The organism is Wujia sp. (genome assembly GCF_056872695.1).
Genome location: NZ_DBMFCD010000002.1, coordinates 139,485 through 158,818, shown reverse-complemented (window position 1 = coordinate 158,818; position 19,334 = coordinate 139,485). Strand labels below are relative to the sequence as shown.

The 19,334-nt window shown below is 43.6% G+C and carries 12 protein-coding genes; all 12 read left to right on the top strand.

The window, feature by feature from the left end:
- Nucleotides 1–29: 29 nt before the first annotated feature.
- A complete protein-coding gene (locus ACZQK9_RS03345) occupies nucleotides 30–3,392 on the top strand; it encodes a GBS Bsp-like repeat-containing protein (protein WP_483269604.1) in 3,363 nt (1,120 codons plus the stop codon).
- Between the two features lie 46 nt (nucleotides 3,393–3,438).
- Nucleotides 3,439–5,448, top strand: coding sequence for a glycoside hydrolase family 9 protein (locus tag ACZQK9_RS03340; RefSeq protein WP_483269603.1), 2,010 nt, complete (start codon nucleotides 3,439–3,441; stop codon nucleotides 5,446–5,448).
- Nucleotides 5,449–5,460: 12 nt separating this feature from the next.
- Entirely contained in the window at nucleotides 5,461–6,471 is a 1,011-nt protein-coding gene (locus ACZQK9_RS03335; protein ID WP_483269602.1) for an acyltransferase family protein, read from the top strand.
- Between the two features lie 23 nt (nucleotides 6,472–6,494).
- Nucleotides 6,495–7,805 (top strand): CAP domain-containing protein, encoded by a 1,311-nt coding sequence (locus ACZQK9_RS03330; protein ID WP_483269601.1) that lies wholly within the window; start codon nucleotides 6,495–6,497, stop codon nucleotides 7,803–7,805.
- A gap of 38 nt (nucleotides 7,806–7,843) precedes the next feature.
- Nucleotides 7,844–8,995, top strand: coding sequence for a hypothetical protein (locus ACZQK9_RS03325; protein WP_483269600.1), 1,152 nt, complete (start codon nucleotides 7,844–7,846; stop codon nucleotides 8,993–8,995).
- A gap of 97 nt (nucleotides 8,996–9,092) precedes the next feature.
- Nucleotides 9,093–10,526 carry a hypothetical protein gene (locus tag ACZQK9_RS03320; protein ID WP_483269599.1) on the top strand — a complete coding sequence of 478 codons (1,434 nt, stop codon included), beginning with the start codon at nucleotides 9,093–9,095 and terminating at the stop codon, nucleotides 10,524–10,526.
- Between the two features lie 290 nt (nucleotides 10,527–10,816).
- Nucleotides 10,817–12,280 (top strand): hypothetical protein, encoded by a 1,464-nt coding sequence (locus ACZQK9_RS03315; RefSeq protein WP_483269598.1) that lies wholly within the window; start codon nucleotides 10,817–10,819, stop codon nucleotides 12,278–12,280.
- 155 nt (nucleotides 12,281–12,435) lie between these two features.
- Entirely contained in the window at nucleotides 12,436–14,160 is a 1,725-nt protein-coding gene (locus ACZQK9_RS03310; protein ID WP_483269597.1) for a L,D-transpeptidase, read from the top strand.
- Between the two features lie 17 nt (nucleotides 14,161–14,177).
- On the top strand, nucleotides 14,178–16,442 hold the full coding sequence (locus tag ACZQK9_RS03305) for a DUF5722 domain-containing protein (RefSeq protein ID WP_483269596.1): 2,265 nt from the start codon (nucleotides 14,178–14,180) through the stop codon (nucleotides 16,440–16,442).
- 98 nt (nucleotides 16,443–16,540) lie between these two features.
- Nucleotides 16,541–17,485 carry a glycosyltransferase family 2 protein gene (locus ACZQK9_RS03300; protein WP_178017811.1) on the top strand — a complete coding sequence of 315 codons (945 nt, stop codon included), beginning with the start codon at nucleotides 16,541–16,543 and terminating at the stop codon, nucleotides 17,483–17,485.
- Nucleotides 17,473–18,666, top strand: coding sequence for an ATP-grasp domain-containing protein (locus ACZQK9_RS03295; protein ID WP_178017810.1), 1,194 nt, complete (start codon nucleotides 17,473–17,475; stop codon nucleotides 18,664–18,666). Before ACZQK9_RS03300 ends, ACZQK9_RS03295 begins: the two co-directional genes overlap by 13 nt.
- 5 nt (nucleotides 18,667–18,671) lie before the next feature.
- The gene (locus tag ACZQK9_RS03290) at nucleotides 18,672–19,316 is read left to right on the top strand and encodes an RraA family protein (RefSeq protein WP_483269595.1); all 645 of its coding nucleotides are present in this window, start codon (nucleotides 18,672–18,674) and stop codon (nucleotides 19,314–19,316) included.
- The last annotated feature ends 18 nt before the right edge of the window (nucleotides 19,317–19,334 follow it).

The following is a 19,334-nucleotide window of genomic DNA, read 5'->3' as shown; positions in this document are numbered from 1 at the left end:
ATAGATTAAGCAATAAGAGGTGCGAAGGAATGAAAAAGTTAAGAAGGATTATGGCATGGCTTATATGTATTTGTATGGTTTTTGCCGGCGGTGGCTACACACCAAGGGCAGCAGAACCGGAAGGTAGTACATATGAAGTGCAGACAGACACAGCAACAGACAGTGATGCAGCATCTGCGGTGATGCAGAGTGCGGATGAGGAACAGCCGGTTAGTGAACAGGGAGTATTGAATTATATATATGTGGATAACCCTGCAATTCAGACACCGGATATGCAGAAGGTGCTTGCCGGATTGGGAAATGGTGAAAGCGCGATTGAATCAGCTATGCTGGAGTATACGAATACAACAACGGGTGTAAACTATCAGACAGAGGCGGAATATCTCGATAATGAGTCGGCATTGTTCTCGATGGAGTTTGCAGGTGCTGATCAGGCGGGCGCATATGTTCTTACCGGGATCACATATGTAGTTGCTGGAAGTAGTTATCGTGTGAATCTGTCGGATGCTGGTGTAGATGCCGGTTTCGGTGTCGATTGTGATGTAACAACGAATCCGGATGGCGTTGTCAGCGATGCAGATGACATCTCAGACATGGAAGGCGTTGTAATCACGGATGCAGATGGAAACGCGATTTCCAATCAGGATTTTGAAGATGCAGTGTTTTCAGCGTCTGAGGGCAGAGTCAAGAAAGATTCCAATGGAAATCTGGTTGTAGTTCTGGATCCGGGACACGGAAATGGCGGAGATACAGGGGCTGTCTCAACCTGGGATGGTAAGACTTATATAGAAAGAGATATTAACCTGAAGATCGCACAGTACTGCAAAGCAGTTCTAGATCAATATACCGGAGTCAAAGTCTATATGACAAGAACGGATAACTCCGGAGGTCTGAAGGTTGGTGCGGAAGATGGCGAAGAATTTGGAACAATTGTAAAATATGCGCAGAGTGTAAATGCAGATATTCTGGTAAGTATCCATAATAACTCGGCAGCGGCTTCTGCACATGGCGCGGAGGTTTATTATCCAAACAGCAGCTATAATGCAACTATTGGACAGGTGGGACAGGAACTCAGCAAGAAGGTTATGGAAAAGCTGAAGGCACTCGGACTTGCAGAGCGTGGGGCAAAGATAAGAAATTCCGAGGACGGAAATACATATCCGGATGGATCCCTTGCAGATTATTATGGTGTGATCCGGCAGTCGAAGTTAGCTGGATTCCCGGGAATCATTATTGAACATGCATTCCTGACCAATCAGTCTGATGCAACAAATTTTCTTGGCTCTGATGAAGCACTCAAGAAGCTTGGTGAGGCAGATGCACAGGCGATCGTAGAGTATTTTGGATTGACAGATACAGCAGATCGATATAAAGATGGGGATGCAAAGGTTCGGGTTGTGCAGAATGGCTCTACAAGCACATATACTATGGTAGCTTCCGGGGTTCCGAATGCACCAGGTGCTTTGTTCCAGGTAAAGAATGAAAAATCTGGTGAGGTAAAGGAATATGGAGCAATTCCGGGAAATGGGGATGGATGCTGGTATTCCAGTTTTGATGTAAATGATTTCTCGGTAGGAGGATCCTTTACAATTACTGCATTTGTGAAGCGGAATGCTGTGTCCAGCTACAAGGTTGGAGCAACGACAATCACGATAAAGCTTCCGGAAAAACAAAAACCGCAGGTAAGTGCATTTGATGCGGATGGACAGAAAACATTCATTCTGATTGCAGATAAACTTGAAAATGCTTCCCAGATAACAAGTGTCAAGTTTGGTGTATGGAATCAGGGACTTTCTGATTTGCACTGGTATACCGCACAGAAGCAGGCAGACGGAAGATGGCTTGCTCTAATGGGTGTGGCGGACTATAAAAAAGCAGGAACATATTACACAGACGCGTATGCAACATACACGGATGGTAAACAGATAAAGGTTGGTTCTACATCTTTCAAGGTGTCCAATGTAAGCACAGATGGAATTGTAGTAAGTAATGTAAATGCGAACAAGGGTACTTTTGATATTGTGATTAAGGGTGTAAAATCTGTATCCGGTGTAGCGGGCATCCGGGTTCCGGTATGGACAGCCGGCGATCTTTCTGATCTGTATTGGTATAATGCAGAGAAGCAGCAGGATGGATCTTATGTAGTACATGCGGATATCAAAAATCACAAGTATAATTATGGCGTTTACGCAATGCAAAGCTATGTAACAGGAAATAATGGTGTGGAGAATGTTACATACAGTTATTGCTATAATCTGAAGCAGCCGGAGGCAAAGGTAAGCAGCTTTAATGCCGATCCGGATAAGAGCTTTATTCTGATTGCAGAGGATATTCCGGGAGGCAGCAGAATAACGGGTGTAAGATTTGGCGTATGGAAAGATGGTCTTTCGGACTTGCGCTGGTATCAGGCATCCAAGGATAGTTCAGGAAGATGGCTGTCGGTCGTTGGAGTTGCGGATTATATGAAGTTTGGTACATATTATTCGGATGCCTATGCGACAACCAGTGATGGAAAAACGTTCAAGATTGGAAGTACGAATTTTAAAGTTACAACACCAACAGCAAATATGAGTGTACAGAATGTAAACGATGACGCCGGTACGTTTGATATTCTGATTAAAAATGTAGTCAGTCCATCTGGTGTGAGTGCGATACGTGTACCTGTGTGGACGGCGAGTGATTTAAGTGATATTCACTGGTATACAGCGCAGAAGCAGACGAATAATACATACAAGGTAACAGTGAATGCGAAAAATCATGGTGGACATTATGGCGTGTATGCAATGCAGGCATATGTCGATGCAGGAAATGGTATGTCGGCGATTGCTGATAGTTTATGTTACCGATTTGTTCCAGAATCTGCTTTGTATGAAATTGCAGGAACAACTGGTACTTCGGTTGCACAGATGGTAGCGTATTATAACGCTAATGCAACCTATCCGGCGTTCTACCAGAACTCCGATGCGCCTACTCTTGCAGATTTCTGTCAGATGTATATCGACGAGTGTGCGGCAGAGGGAATCCGGGCAGAGGTTGCTTTCTGTCAGGCGATGAAGGAAACTGGATTCCTGCGATACGGTGGGGCTGTGAAGATCGAACAGTATAATTTCGCGGGAATCGGAGCCACAGATAATGGTGGAACACCGGCAACGTTCGGTTCTGTCCGCGAAGGAATCCGGGCGCAGGTGCAGCATCTGAAGGCATATGCAGCGACCAGCGCTCTCGCGAACCCTTGTGTAGATCCAAGATTTTCTCTGGTAACCAGAGGTACTGCTAAATATGTAGAGTGGTTAGGTATCAAAGAGAATCCAAACGGAAAAGGCTGGGCAAGCGACACTGGCTATGGATATTCCCTGAGACAGGGGTATATAGACAAGCTTTTTGAGAGGTAATTGGTAGGTATAGACAAAAGGGTGTAAAAAACAGAGGAGGGGTTACATGAAGAGATTTTTGGCAAAGATACTGGCTGCAGTCGTGATTGTAGCGTCAGTTTCGACGTATTCGTATGACAGTAGGGCAGCAACGGTGGAAAGCAATTATGCAAAGCTATTACAGTATGCGTTGTATTTTTACGATGCAAATATGTGTGGAAGTGGAGTAGCGGACAATAGTTTGTTGTCCTGGCGTGGAAACTGTCATACATTTGACACAACTACCTATACGAGGAGTGATGGAAGTGTGGCAAATGTCAATCTGGCAGGAGGATTCCATGATGCAGGAGATCATGTGAAGTTTGGATTGCCGGAAGCTTATGCGGCATTCGTTTTGGGGATGAGTTATGATACAAACAAGAACGCATATGCACAGGCAGCTCAGGCAGGACATTTGCAGACAATCACGACGTATTTTGCGGATTATTTTGTGAATTGTGCGGTGCTTTCCTCAGATGGAAGCAGGGTAGAAGCGTTCTGTTGTCAGGTCGGTGACGGCGGAGGCGGCAACGATCATGGATACTGGGGTGCTCCGGAAAATCAGACAAATACAAACCGCAAGATCTATTTTACAAATGCAGGAGCTCCGGCAACGGATATCGTATCTTTGAGTGCAGCGGCACTTGCAATGCAGTATAAGAACTTTGGTGGCAGTCAGTATTTAGAGACAGCCAAAAAACTTTTTGCCTATGCGCAGAGCAATAACAAGGCGGTTGGAACGACAGCAAACGGATTTTATAATTCTTCCGCATGGCAGGACGATTATTGTCTTGCAGCAATTTTGTTGTATCAGATTACGGGAGATACACAGTACCAGACAGAATTTTACAGATATGCCTCAGATGGAAATGCACAGAAGCCATATTGGCCGCTTGGATGGGATAATGTAGGACCGGCAGTTGCTTATTACAATGGAAACTCTGGTGCATTATCAACATTGATGAATATTTCCAGTGGAAATACAAGCAGTGACGGATATCGCTGTATTGATAGCTGGGGCTCTGCGAGGTATAATACATCCATGCAGTATACCGGACTGCTCTATGATAAGATGACGGGAACTTCAACCTATCGAGGCTGGTCAGAAGGACAGATGCAGTATCTGCTTGGAAACAATAATCGTAATCAGTGTTATGTGGTCGGGTATAATCAGTACAGTGCAAAATATCCACACCACCGGGCAGCATCTGGTTACACTGGAGGCACGAAGGGAACGACGACACAGGCACATGTACTTTTAGGTGCATTGGTTGGTGGACCTAAGCTGGATGGCGGATACAGTGATACTGCAGACGATTATCAGTGCAATGAGGTGGCGATTGATTATAATGCAACATTGGTTGCGGCAGCGGCTGCACTGTATGAGAATCATATTGGAGAAGGATCTCAGTATGTAGATACACATTATTATACGGATAACAGTTATGTTGCAAAGCTTACAACAAGTGGTATTTATGTATCAGAGGTATCCAGCAGCCGGATCCAGGCTGGCCTGGTGACAAATTATAAAGATAAAACAAATGTGGAATATCGTTGGCTGGCCTGCAACGAAACAGATCAGCAGTGGTTCGAGATCTCTGGTTGGCAAAGAGGTAATGAATGGGTCAGCTGGACACCGGACAAATCAGGAAATTATATTCTTGTATGCTATGCGCGGGTTGCGGGGGATGATTCGACAATGATCCAGGCAAGCGCAGGCGTGAATTATCATAAGGCAATTAAAGGAAAATGTCAGATGCCATATACCGGAGAAGGCGGAGGATATCTGATAGGTGTAGAATCGTATGATAATCCGAACCAGTCCTATCGGTATGAGCTTTTGGTGCTGGACTGCACGTTGCTTGCACAGGGCAAGGATGCGTGGATCTGGACAACAGGAAAATGTACAGTGCCGGAGACATCTTTCTGGGCGGTATGGCAGCCACAGTATGGATATTATTGGACATTGTTCCGTGTATATGATGCAGACGGAAATCTGATTGATGAAGAATGTTTCCCGTTTGAGAACATTTGTTAGGTAGGAGTGAACATGAAAAAAGAACGATTATTCTGGCTTGATTTTATACGGGCGTTTGCGACATTTATGATCGTGCTTACACATTTTAATGCGATTTATGTGTATAATGTATCTCCGCCAACACCAGAAAAAGCGGTTATCACTTTGAGTATCGCAAACATTTATATTGGCGGATTTGGCGTATCCCTGTTCCTGATTGTATCCGGCGCATCCCTGATGTATGTATATGAAGAAAAGTGCGATGTGTTAAAATTCTACAAAAAACGTTTTTTGAACATTTATCCGATGTTCTGGATGGCGTATATTGCTGTTTTCCTGTATAATTTCTATAAATACGGAGCGATACCGCAGGGCGTGCCGTATAGAAATATAATCTTTTCTATATTAGGTATTGATACATGGCTGGTGAATTTTTCAGTGCCGACATTTGGACTGGTAGCGGAATGGTTTTTGGGGTTGATTATCATCATATATCTTGTATTTCCGTTGCTACGCCTGTTGATTAACAAACATCCACGGATTCTGGCGGTGGCAGCGATCGTGATGTATGTGATATCTCTGTGTACAGTTAATAAAAGCGTTACATTGTTTGCCAGACTGCCGGAATTCTTATTTGGTATGTATTTTATCAAGTATATCAAGAAGATAGACTGGAAATGGGTCGTTCCGGCTGCATTGGTGCTTATTTTGAATACGATATTCAAACCAACATATAACAATATGTTTCAGGTGACATATGTGGGAATCTGTTCATTTATTATACTGGTGTGGATTTCGTATTTTATCAAGGCAAACTGGGTGAAGAGCGTCAGCCGGGAAATCAGTAAATATTCGTATGCATGCTTTATTATTCACCACACGGTCATATATAAGGTGATCGAACATGTTAATCTGGCAACCATCAGTCTGCCGCTTAGCTGGCTGCTGTTTGGATATGTGTGCATTATGGTTTCGGTAGCAACATATATCTTGTATCATGTACATGATAAGATTATGACGATGCTGAAAGAACCATACAACTAAATTACAAAAGGGAGGATGCAATTATGAGGAAGATGAGAAAGAAACTTGCGGCGCTTGTACTGGGCGCATGCCTTGGCGTTGGTCTGCTGTCTCCACTGGGGAACATGGGTAGTGTGAAAGCGGAAGAACTGCCGGCAGAAGACTGGAATGTGACTGTAATTCCGCAGGAGGAAGATAGTAGTTCAGAGGCGGAAGCGGTTATCGGAGATGCTCTGGAGAAAACCGAAGAGGATACAGAAGGTATTGCAGAGGCTTCCATGGAGGTGCAGGCTGCACCCGGCTGTACGACAGTGAGTGGAACAATATATTATAGTAAAGCTTATGAAGTGTTAAATATTGTAAATCAGCGGAGAGCAGAAAATGGACAGGCTGCATTGGCGATGGACAAGTCGTTACTCGAATCAGCGATGCTTCGTGCGGCAGAGATTTCGGTTGATTTTTCGCATACCAGACCAAATGGAGAAGACTGCTTTTCTGTAGACGAGCTTGCGTTTGGAGAAAATATAGCGTATGGATTTAATTCTGCAACCGATGTTATGGCTGCATGGATGGGATCGGAAGGACATAGAAACAATATTCTTGGCAACAGTTATGAGTCAATTGGAATAGGCTGCTTTTATAAAGATGGTGTGTATTACTGGGCACAGCTTTTTGGAATTGAGACACCTGCTTCCTTTCCTCAGCCATCGGATCGGAATGCATCTTATGATGTGGTAATGGATGCACAAAGCTTTGCACAGGGATACACGCTGCAGGCAAAAGAAATCTATGTAAAAGAATCAGATCCAAGATATGGCTTTGAGGCATATATGGAGACAAATGCACCAGCTGGCGCGAATATTGAATACAGTTGGTATGTTAGCACAGACAACGGAGCCTCATGGTCACTGATCTGTGACTGGGATAAGGATGCATATGGAATTGCTGCGGTTCCACGTAAATATGGAGCTTATCTGATTGTTGCCAAGGCAAGAAAAGCGGGGGATGATTCAACAACGGTATCATCATCGTTTGCATATAGTTATCATCCGGTAATCAAGGGTATTTGTCAGATGCCATATACAGGTGCAGGTGGCGGATATCTGATTGGAATCGAAAGCTATGATAATCCGGGAAACACCTATACATACGAGATGTTGATTCTTGATTGTACGTTGTATGCACAGGGACTTCCGGCATGGACGTATACGACGGGTAGGTGTGGCGCACCGGATACATGTCTGTGGACGATCTGGCAGCCGCAGTATGGATATTACTGGACATTGTTCCGGATCTATGACGGGGATGGAAATCTGATTGATGAACAGTGTTATGGATTCCAGAATATCTGCTAATATAGTGTATATTATGCAGTCAAAGGAGGCTTACAAGTATGAGAAGAAATACTAAATTAGCGGTATATGCAGTTGCGTTGGCAATCACTGTAATATCCGTGACAGGTGCTGTGACGAGGACGGTTCATGCACAAGAGGGAACTGGAACAGAGAGCATCAATGTCATTCGGATTGGGGAAGATACGGATACACCTGCAGGTCTGGAAGTGAAAGGAACGACCGAAAATGCGGAGTCAACCGTCTCTGAACCAGAAACAGATGTGCAGATGGATGAACAGACAGTCGGTGCACATGTGGCCCCTTATTATAATTTGAACGCAAATGGCGGAAGTTGGAATGGCGCGAATTATGTGTTGAATGGGCAGGTTATTACAGATGCGTTTTTCTGTGATGGAACTTACACATACTATCTACAGTTTGACGGGACACCGATGAAAGACCGTCTGACTTATCATCCGGATGGCGTGCATATCATTTATTTCGATGAGGATGGACATGAGGTGTTTGATAATTTCGCGCACATCTCAGAGACGATTGAAGGTCAGGAGACAAATGATGTCTGCTATTTTAACACCTATGGATATATGTATGTAGATGTACTTACATGGGATCCCACCGGAGAGGAAATCATCTATATCACACCATATGGTGTAGTACAGACAGATGGCTGGTTCCAGTATTCAGGTACCGTTAAGTGGGCTGATGGAACATCGGCAACCGAATATTGGAACAGCTATGGTGGCTGCTATAGTGGATACGTGATTCGAGATGCGTGGGGCTTCGACTGGGAAGATCGGTTGACATATATGCAGGGAAATGGTGTCTGCACTTACCCGAATATGACAGCAGATGGCGTTGCGAGCATGATTGCTGCATCGATCGGTCCTGGTACGGATCTGGAACGGGTGAGTTATGCAGCAGGTATTGTAGCGTTTATATGTGCGAATGATACATATACAACAGAGGGTAGTTACTATAACAAGCCGGAAGGTGTATTTATAAGGCGCGAGTATTCTTGTGCAGGTGCTACAAGAGCACTTGGATTAGTTCTGAATTACATGGGTTACTCATGGACTCATATCAACGAGAATCAATGGACGCATCAGTGGTGTGAACTTATGATGGATGGACAGAAGGGCTATGCAGATGGCATGGGCGGTTTTGCCGGTTATGGAGCATATCCGTATTAATTGATTCTATGTCAAAAATAACAATATAGTTTAAAAACAAAAAAATTGGGAGTACAATTAACACGTTAAAAATAAAACCTATGAGAGGAGAAAGAATATGAGAAAAACAAAATTAGCAACGTATGCAGTAGCACTCACACTTGCAGCTGCGGCTATGACAGGTATCTCGACAGAGACTGCACATGCAGAGGAAGCCGTACAGGCTGTAGCAACGGATACAGATGCTGCAGAGACAACGGAAGCACCGGAAGCAGAGGAGACGCTGGAAGCGGAAGTGACAGCGGAGGATGTGGAAGCTGATGAGGTAACAGTCGCTGACGGTGGGAATGAATATTACAACATCAACATCAACGGCGGCACCTGGGATGGAACACACTATACCGTAGGAGGAAACGTAATCATTAACGCGTTCTTCTGCGATGGCACGTATACCTACTACCTGCAGGCAGACGGAACACCGATGAAGGACAGACTGACCTATCATCCGGATGGTGAGCACGTCATCTATTTCGATGCAAACGGCCATGAGGTATTCAGTGACTTTGCACATGTCACAAAGTCTATCGCCGGAGATGCGGTCGATGACCTGTGCTTCTTTGATGTATACGGATATATGTATGTGAATAAGCTGACATATGATAAGGCAGGTCAGAATCTGTACTACATCAATGAGTGTGGTGTAATCCAGAGGGGCAACCGCTGGTTCCAGTTCCCTGGTTATATAGAGAATATTGACGGTGAAGATTTATATACAAGTAACGCCTATGGCTTTGGTACAGAGAACGGAGCCCTGCTTACGAATACAATGACTTATAACCAGAACGGACAGCAGGTATATCTGCAGGGAAATGGTATGACTGCAATGGGACTTGTGGATATCGGCGGAACGTGGTATATGTTCGATGTAAATGACGGACATTTCGTGCAGGCATATAGCAGCAAGCCACAGACCTATACGTATACATATTATGAGGATGGTTATACGGATATCTATGTGTACGACAAGAACGATAATGTACTGACGAACGATGAGTACAGAACGGATGGCACCCACCAGTATCATTACGAAGCTGCTTATGATGCAGCCGGAAAGCTGAAGTCTGACAGCTACAGTCGTGTTCGTGAAGATGGTACAGCATGTTCAGGTAAGTATACATATAATGCCAAGGGCGTGGTGTTATCAGGTGTATATACTGAGACATATTATAATTCCGATAATGAACTGATTAATACGAAAAGAGAGAGTAATGCACTTACCTATGCATCCGGATATCCTTCCTATTCGAAATCTATCGGATATAAAAATGGTGTATTAAGCAATGTATATGAGATTTATTATGCCGATACAACCAATGGTGATTATCGTGGTAATGTGACAGGCGAAAAAGATAGCTATTATATAGATGGTGTATTGTATTCTACAAATGAGTATGCATATGATTCAGAAGGCAATCAGATCAGCTGTACAACAAAGTATTATGATGCAAACGGCAATGTAATAGACTCATATGTCTATAATTATAACAATTAATGCATCTGTTATGGTCAGATAACGGATAGAAGAACAGTCAAAGCATTCGAAGAGGGCTTGAGAAATCAAGTCCTCTTTTGCTGTGAACGTGGAATCCTGTCATATATTCGATATATTTCTGTCACATATCCTGTCACATATAGATTTTTCGGGGGAAGTTCACTATAATAAAAAATAGATTGCGCGATAGCATTTCAAAAATACGGGACGTGATATGCTGCACCAGCCATTTGCCGGAGGCAAATTATAAATGGGTTGGTGTTCCGGATAAGAAAGGGAGGAAAAAGAGCATGAGAAAAACCAGATTAGCAACGTATGCAGTCGCACTGACACTGGCTGCAGCAGCCATGACAGGTATCTCGACAGAGACTGCACATGCAGAGGAAGCCGTACAGGCTGTAGCAACGGATACGGACGCTGCAGAGACAACGGAAGCACCGGAAGCAGAAGAGACGCTGGAAGCGGAAGTGACAGCGGAGGATGTGGCTGTTGATGAGGTAACAGTCGCTGACGGTGGGAATGAATATTACAACATCAACATCAACGGTGGCACCTGGGATGGAACACACTATACCGTAGATGGAAACGTGATCATTAACGCGTTCTTCTGCGATGGCACGTATACCTACTACCTGCAGGCAGACGGAACACCGATGAAGGACAGACTGACCTATCATCCGGATGGCAAGCATGTCATCTATTTCGATGCGAACGGCCATGAGGTATTCAACGACTTCGCAACGATTACGAAGACAATCAGCGGAGATCCTGTCAATGATGTCTGCTTCTTTGATGTGCATGGGTATATGTATGTGAATCAGCTGACATATGATAAGACGGGTACAAAGATTTACTTCATTAATGAGTATGGTTTGCTTGAATCAGGCAAATGGGTAAAGGTAAATAATGCAACTTATTTTGATCAGGACTACACTACTTCTGGTTATGCTTATGCACAGGCAGATGGTTCTCTGCTTACAAATCAGTTTACCTATGACAGAAACGGGAATATGGTGTATGTGCAGGGAAATGGACTTCTTGCCACAGGACTGAAAGAGATTGGCTGGAACCAGTTCTATCTGTTCGATCCAAATGACGGACACCTGCTCCAGACTTATACATCTATGCCGGGTGAATATTCATTGACATATTACTATGACGACTCTTACGAAGTAGTAAAATATAAGGGATATGAGAATTTGGGCAGTGACACATATTCCAAGAAGGATCAGTCTCTGATCGGACATTCGGAGATCGGAACATTGAATGGTGTGCGGATACATTCCGGATGGTATATCATGGATGGACAGAAGAGCACTTACACCTATACATATGACATGGATGGAAAAGACCTGACAGACGAACTTGAGTATCCGAAGGTTACGGAAGATGGTAAGACGGTTACCGGGAAGGACTACACGAACTACCTGTACTATGCGGACGGAAGACAGTTCTATTACAAAACCAACTACTATGAGGATGGGGTACTGGTAAGCACATATGAGACATACCGGAATGATGATGAGGATAACTGCAAGTCATCTACGATTCAGAGTGAGTATAAGAACGGCAAGCTGTCTTATACATATACAGAGACTTACTATGAGGAAATCGTAGAGATTACAACTGAGGATGGCTACACATATGAGGACAACCGTGTAAGCTCTTCAACCTATACAGAGTATGATGCAGCCGGTAATGTGATATACACATACACCACAAACTATGACAAAGACGGAAATGCGATTGAATAGCAGATTGGTTGAACCGTTCGAAGAGGGCTTGATTTTTCAAGCCCTCTTTTTCAATGTGCCAGTCCGGCCATTTTTGTATAGATATTTATGTCAATCTATGCTAGAATGAAACCAATTATATAAAAATATAAAGGGAGCTTGGAAGTAGGGGACGTATGAAGAAGAAAATTATCACTTTTGCATGTGGCATGGCGATGGCATTGTTCGGGTTTGGGACGTCAGGCATCACACATGCACAGGAACCGGGTACACCGGCAATTGTAGAAACTGCGACAGAAACCGATGCACAACTGCAGGTAGATACATCGCAGGTTTCTGCACAGCCGCAGGCAGATGCGGTGGAGATGGATGCAGTACACGTATCTGCACAGAATGTCACGATTGGATCGATTGCGAAGATGGATATGGGACGCTATTCAATCGTAGGTGTGCCGAATACGCCATCGGCAGATGTGTATTACCGTTGGCAGATGTATGACTTTACAGAGGAAACCTGGACGACCTTCCATGACTGGGACACAGCAACTTGCGTGTTCTGGGAACCATCGCATGCAGGCGATTATAACGTGTATGTCGAAGCGATGAGTGGCGGGGCGGTTGTTGCAAGCTATGCACAGCTGTATCATTTTTTCGGCTGTGTGACGACACTTGGCAGCATCTCTTATGCATGTGGAACCGGTGAGTGTACATACGACATTTCTTATACAACGAATGATACGGAGCTTCAGTTCCGGTGGCAGGCATACGATGTTGCAAATGGCACCTGGTGTATGATACGGGACTGGTCCGGTAAAAGCACCGGCAGCTGGGTGCCGGAACATGCTGGAGATTACTTCTTGTATGTAGAAGCAAAGGGCGGCGATGGAGCGATCTCTTCCAAGCTGCTTGTATGTCATGTGGACGAGACACACATCACATCCTTCATTCAGAGCTGTACAAGCGGATTTGTGAATGAGCTTGTCGTTATGGCAGGTACTTCCACGGATCTGACAAAGCAGATTGGAAGCTGGAGATATCTGGTGTTTGACGGGACAAACTGGACACCAACCATGATGCTGGATGGACAGGGATTGTGGGTGCCGACGCAGGCAGGACAATATGCAATCTGCTATCAGATCTTTGATAAGAGCGGGAATCTGATTGACCAGCGGATTCAGAGCTTCAAGGTCGAGACACCATACGTGAAGCTTGGAGGAGAACTGCACGAAGCACATACAGACGGATTGAAATTCCATTTTTCTATTGATGCGGAAACCAATGATCCCGGTATCCGCTATCGCTGGCAGTACTACGACATTGCTAACGATGCATGGCATGTCATCGCAGACTGGCCGATCGGAAACGAGATCGACTGGATAGCGCCGGCAGAGGGATATTACTGGGTGATGGTTGAGGTAATCCTGCGGGACGGCACGACACAGTCTGTGACAAAAGGTGTTTTCGCAAATATGATTGACGCGGAGAAGGACAGCATGCAGAAGCTGGCGAACTCCTATGCCAGCAACACAGGCTACCTGCTTCTGGTAAATGGAGCGACGCATAAGGTCGGCGTTTTCTCCGGTTCCAAGGGAAACTGGACGATGCTTGCTTATTGGGACTGCTCAGATGGCAAGGCAAGCACACCAACCGTTCGCGGCGAATTCACGGTGGGATCGAAGGGATCTTATTTTGATTCCGGTGATGCAAGATGCTATTACTACACACAGTTTTACGGAGACTATCTGTTCCATTCTGTGCTGTATAACAAATATAACGGCAATCTGGCAGATGGCAGACTTGGTATGGGATTGTCACATGGATGCGTCAGACTGCAGATTGACAACGCAAAATGGATCTACGACAACATTCCGTCAGGAACAAAGGTTGTTGTGTACAATTAATGACGAGGAGGGGTTACATGAGGAGGGGACAATTTAAGAAACGAGGAATTGCGTGGCTACTGACAGCGATGCTGACAGTAGGTATGGTATTTGCACCGGACGCTTCTGCGCTGGCTGTGCAGGCGGCAGGACATTCGCATGGGAAAGCGACACAGGCGGATGTGATGGAACCAAATGCAAACAACAAGAAGGGTGTGCAGGGAACAGAAGTTGCAGAGTCGGAGAACCTGGCAGACTTAAGTCTGAACCATATCATGTTGAATGTTGACCTGACGCAGGTTATCAGCACGAATGGAACAGGAACACCATACACCTACAATGGCAAGACCTATTATTTTAATGAGGCAGAAGGAAGCTACATGAAAGTGTGGCAGGCCCGCGTAAAGGAATACCGGGATCAGGGTATTACTATGACGTTCTGTCTGGTTATGAGCTGGAGTGATAATGCACAGGTACAGAAGCTGATGTACAATCCAACACCGGGCAAAGTATATTATGCACTGAATGTGACAAACAGTGAGGCGCGGGAAGAGATCGCGGCACTGCTTCATTACATGGCGAACCGGTTTGGATATTCAGATACGTTCGTGCAGAACTGGCGTGTTGGAAACGAAGTAAATGTGTCGCATGATTATAATTACACCGGTGCAGGTACAAATAATATTCCTTTGAAGTCAACGCTTGTGACATTGGCAACACAGTCTTATGATCTGCTTGAGAAGGCACTCGAGGATGAGAACCCGTACGCAAAGGCGTTTGTATCTGTGACGCACGACTGGAATTATTCGAACGAAGGCAAGGGTGTGCCGACGAAGGATTTCATCGATGCATTTGCAACGTCCACAACAACTGCAGACTGGAACCTGGATTTCCATGCGTACCCGCCGAAGATGAGTGAGCAGGTATGGACAAAACAGAGTGCAAGCTATCTGACACACGAGGTAACAACGAATACGGTCTGCGCACCGAATCTGGAAGTGCTGACGGATTATGTGAAGAATACATATGGAACCAATCATAGAATCGCCTTATCTGAGCAGAGCTTTGATTCTGCAGCCGGAGAGGAAGAACAGGCAGCGATGATCGCATATACGTATTATGCAGCTGCAAGAAACGACATGATCGACAATGTCATCTTCACAACATGGAAAGATACAAACTCCGTATATCACGACTTCTATAATATGGGAATGGTTGATATCTATGGAAACAAGAAAGCAGCTTACAACGTATTCAAGTATATGAATACATCACAGGCATCTACCTATGTGGATCCATATCTGGCAAAGCTCAGTGCATGGACAGGACGTACGATCTCATCCTGGTCAGACGATATCCTGTACAAGACACCAGCTACAACAGCCACCCTTGCTTCCGGTTCTCTGTATATGCCGGCAGATCAGCAGACAACCGACATGGTTTATATTGGTATGACAACATCGCCGACAAATCGGGAAGTGGATCTGGAGTATATGTGGTCTGTCTACAATTATACAAATGGCAAGACTACAGTATTAACAGGCTGGAACCTGAATAACGAGTGGTTAAAGTGGTACCCGGAGGAAAATGCAACATACAGGATTACCTGTACAGCACGGGTGGCAGGAAATACAGCAAGCCAGATCTCTGCATCGCAGGATCAGGTAGTTGTGAATATTCCGGGCAAGCCAAATACATCAACGGACGAGATTACTGCCGTCGGGAAATTCGCATCCTACAACGGTTATGATTTCTATCGCGATGCAGCAGGCAACATCACCTGTCAGGATAGCGCCGGCAACCGCGTGATCAATCAGTTTATGTGTGACGGAACCTACACCTACTATTTCCAGTTTGATGGAACAGCAATGCGCAACCGTCTGACGTATCATCCGGATGGCGTGCATGTAATATATTTCAACGAGAACTGTCATGAGGTGTTCGATAATTTCGCATATGTAAAGCAGAGTATCGCCGGTACACCGGTTGATGACATGTGCTACTTCAATACATATGGATATATGTATGTTGATTTTCTGACATATGACATTACAGGGACTTTCCTGTACTATGCAAACCCATATGGGGTTGTGGAGCGAAACGGCTGGTTCCGGTTCTCCGATGGTGGAATCGGATATGCCAATGCAAATGGAACGCTGATGGTAAGCCAGTTCACCTACGATCAATGGGGTAGAATGGTATATGCTCAGGGCGATGGACATCTGGCCCGGGGCTTGATAACGGATGGATTATATTGGTATCACATGGATGAGGCGGATGGACATTTGTTAGGTAAATTTTAGCAGAACGGGGACGGGATGGAATGATTGACATATTATATTGCGATTGCTATAATTAGATTATATGCAAAAAATACAGAAAGCTATAGGGGAATTTAGGAATGTACTCAATAGTAATACCTTGTTATAAGTCTTTTGAGACTATCGAAGAAGTTGTCACAAGTACAGCGGATGTGATGAAAAAACTTGATAAAAATGAGATAGAGTTTGTTCTTGTTAATGACTGTTCACCAGATGGAGGAGAGACGATTGCCAAACTGCGTGAACTGGCAGATAAATATAACTTTGTCAAGGTAATTAATTTGGCGAAAAATGTTGGTCAGCATAATGCGATGATGGCAGGACTTCGGCATGCAAGCGGAGATGTGATTATCAGTATGGATGATGATATGCAGACTAGACCAAGTGAATTACCGAAAATGTTTGAAGCGTTTGAAGAAGGATATGATGTCGTATACGGATGCTATCCGGAGAAAAAACACAGTGCATTTCGTAACTTTGGCAGTTGGTTTAACAGGATGACGGTTACATGGCTTTTGAAAAAGCCAAAGGATATAAGAAGCTCCAGTTTTTGGATCATGCGCAAATTTGTAAAGGACAGTATCATTACTTATACGGGACCACATACATATTTGCTTGGATTGATTCTGCGTACTACGCATAATATAAAGAGCGTAGAAGTACATCATTTTGAACGAGAAAGTGGCAGTTCCGGTTATACTTTAAAAAGTCTGCTTGGACTGTGGTCCAATATAATAGGGTTTACATCAAAACCATTAGAGATTGCTATGCATATGGGATATTTTATATCTTTTTGTTCCATTGTGGCAGCGATAATTGTGTTTATACGGAAATTGGTGCATCCTGCATTGACTGTAGGGTGGGCATCTATGATTATTGCCATTTTCTTTTCTTTGGGAATGATTTTGGCGTTTATGGGATTGATCGGAGAATATATAGGAAGAATGTATATTCAGATTAATAATGAACCGCAGTATGTAATAAAGGAAATAATAAGCAAAGAGGAAGAAAAATGTCAAAAGTAATGATAATCGCTGGAGGAAACTGGCAGATTCCGATAGTTAAAACCGCCAAAAAGTTAGGGAATTATGTTATTTGCTCAAACTTATATGAGGATTCTCCTGCGTTTGCGTATGCGGATGTTGGAGAGGTTGCTGACGTCAGGGATAAAGAGAAAAATCTGATGATTGCCAGAAAATATAAGCCGGATGCAATTCTTACGGATCAGAGTGATATTGCAGTTCCTACTGTAGCATATATAGCGGAAGAATTGGGCTTACGCGGAATAGGATATCGTAATGCCCATTTATTTACAAATAAGTTTGCTATGCGTGAATTCTGCAGAGATAATGGTTTTGCATATCCGAAATATAAAATGTGCAAGAATACAGAGGAGGCAAAGCAGTTCTTTAACGAAATTGGAAAAGCGATTATTAAGCCTCTAGACAGCCAGAGCAGCAGAGGAATTCATATAATTCAAAAAGTAAGTGATATTGACGATTATTTTGATGATGCAATGTATTATTCGAATGAAGAAAAGGCAGTATTACTAGAACAATATATTGAAGGAAGAGAATTTACTGTAGATGGAATAAAGACAGCAGATGACTATTATGTAACTGCGATATCGAAGAAATCACATTATGATTATAATCCAAGCATAGCGAAAGAATTACTTTTTTCAAACTTTGATGAAGAATATGATTATGATGCATTAAGAGATTTAAACAAGAGAATGGTATGTGGCATGAAATTACCGTTTGGGTTGACGCATGCGGAATATAAATATATGAATGGTGAATTTTATTTGATTGAGATTGCGGCGCGAGGTGGTGGAACACGTATATCTTCTGATATAGTTCCCATTATGTCAGGCGTAAACAGCAATGAGATCTATATAAATTCATTACTTGGACATGAACAGAAGATATCTATTGAATATACAAACGACAGGTTTGCGATTCTTGGCTTTTTTGATTTCGAAGAGGGAAAGATAAAGAATATATCTGGACTTTCAGAGGCTCTGGAGCTGCAGGGAGTTGTGGATATAGGATTGGATATAAAAGCAGGCGATGTTATCAAAAATGCAGAAGATGATAGATCAAGAGTTGGATATTATATCCTCAAAGCAGATACCTATCAGAATTTAAGAAATCTGGAGAATGAAATGAAAAGTTTGATCCGGATAGACTATGAAGGAGAATAAAGACTATGGACATTCGGGAGAAAATCATCGAATATATAAGAACAAATAAAGTATCAACGACGGAAGTAGCAGATTGTCTGGGTAAAACAGGGGTGATTCCTGATGTTATGCCAATAAACAGAGGGCAGTTCCGGGTTGGCAAGGTAAAATGGGTATATGCATATAACGAAAGTAACTGGGATGTCCATGAGCAGGTAAGAGACACGCAGAAAGGAGATATTGTCTATATAGAAACGTTTGCGTGTAAGGATCGGGCGATTATTGGAGAACTGGTTTCAAAGTTTATTTTATTATACAGACAAGCGGAAGCTATTGTAACAAATGCAAAGATGCGGGATGCAAATAATCTTATAAAAGAGAGATATGCTGTTTGGTGTAATGGATTCAGTCCGGTAGGTTGCTTTAACAGTAAGAATGAAGAACCTTTTGATACAGAGATAATAAATGACAGAAAGAAAAATATAGATGGAGCAATTATGGTATGTGATGATTCAGGGGTAGTAGTTATTCCAAAATCTTGTCATACGGAGGAGTTCTATCGAAAGCTGGAAGCAATTGAAGAACAGGAAGATATCTGGTTTGATTGTATAGATAGAAGAAAGTGGGATACCTTTGATACAGTATGTATGAAAAAGTATCTGAATGATTAAATAGATAAGTAGCTGTGG

What these genes read in the sequence shown, in the direction of transcription:
- ACZQK9_RS03345 (WP_483269604.1), top strand. Translation starts at nt 30, where the DNA reads ATGAAAAAGTTAAGAAGGATTATGGCATGGCTTATATGTATTTGTATG.
- ACZQK9_RS03335 (WP_483269602.1), top strand. Translation starts at nt 5,461, where the DNA reads ATGAAAAAAGAACGATTATTCTGGCTTGATTTTATACGGGCGTTTGCG.
- ACZQK9_RS03330 (WP_483269601.1), top strand. Translation starts at nt 6,495, where the DNA reads ATGAGGAAGATGAGAAAGAAACTTGCGGCGCTTGTACTGGGCGCATGC.
- ACZQK9_RS03310 (WP_483269597.1), top strand. Translation starts at nt 12,436, where the DNA reads ATGAAGAAGAAAATTATCACTTTTGCATGTGGCATGGCGATGGCATTG.
- ACZQK9_RS03340 (WP_483269603.1), top strand. Translation starts at nt 3,439, where the DNA reads ATGAAGAGATTTTTGGCAAAGATACTGGCTGCAGTCGTGATTGTAGCG.
- ACZQK9_RS03290 (WP_483269595.1), top strand. Translation starts at nt 18,672, where the DNA reads ATGGACATTCGGGAGAAAATCATCGAATATATAAGAACAAATAAAGTA.
- ACZQK9_RS03295 (WP_178017810.1), top strand. Translation starts at nt 17,473, where the DNA reads ATGTCAAAAGTAATGATAATCGCTGGAGGAAACTGGCAGATTCCGATA.
- ACZQK9_RS03305 (WP_483269596.1), top strand. Translation starts at nt 14,178, where the DNA reads ATGAGGAGGGGACAATTTAAGAAACGAGGAATTGCGTGGCTACTGACA.
- ACZQK9_RS03315 (WP_483269598.1), top strand. Translation starts at nt 10,817, where the DNA reads ATGAGAAAAACCAGATTAGCAACGTATGCAGTCGCACTGACACTGGCT.
- ACZQK9_RS03300 (WP_178017811.1), top strand. Translation starts at nt 16,541, where the DNA reads ATGTACTCAATAGTAATACCTTGTTATAAGTCTTTTGAGACTATCGAA.
- ACZQK9_RS03325 (WP_483269600.1), top strand. Translation starts at nt 7,844, where the DNA reads ATGAGAAGAAATACTAAATTAGCGGTATATGCAGTTGCGTTGGCAATC.
- ACZQK9_RS03320 (WP_483269599.1), top strand. Translation starts at nt 9,093, where the DNA reads ATGAGAAAAACAAAATTAGCAACGTATGCAGTAGCACTCACACTTGCA.